Here is a 513-nt window from a genome sequence, read left to right on the forward strand (position 1 = left end):
GCCCGCCGCTCCGGCCGCCGCCGGACTCCGCGGCCACTGCTCACCGGCCGGTGCCGCGGGAAACCGGGAATCCACGCGGGACATGCGGGGGAGTGGCCCGCCTCACATGGCGTGACGAGGGCATGCCCGACACCATGGTCCTTCCACCGGCAGGCCGAAGGGATGGAGAATGTTCCGCAAGGTGCTCGTCGCCAACCGCGGCGAAATCGCGATTCGCGCTTTTCGCGCCGGCTATGAACTGGGCGCGCGAACCGTCGCGGTCTTTCCCTACGAGGACCGCAACTCCCTGCATCGGCTCAAGGCCGACGAGGCGTACCAGATCGGCGAGCCCGGACACCCGGTGCGCGCCTACCTCTCCGTGGAGGNNGGCGCGGACGCCGTCTACCCCGGCTACGGATTCCTGTCCGAGAACCCGGAACTCGCCCGCGCCTGCGCGGAGGCGGGCATCACCTTCATCGGCCCGGACGCCGAGACGCTGGAGCTGACGGGGAACAAGGCCCGCGCGGTGGCGGC

General features: G+C 71.2%; 1 protein-coding gene. It reads left to right on the forward strand.

The window, feature by feature from the left end:
- Positions 1–169: 169 nt before the first annotated feature.
- Positions 170–513 (forward strand): biotin carboxylase N-terminal domain-containing protein (locus CCN35_RS27080; RefSeq protein ID WP_281254831.1); only part of this gene is annotated, 344 nt, incomplete at its 3' end.

The organism is Streptomyces thermovulgaris, from assembly GCF_002155915.1.
GTDB classification, from domain to species: Bacteria; Actinomycetota; Actinomycetes; order Streptomycetales; family Streptomycetaceae; genus Streptomyces; species Streptomyces thermovulgaris.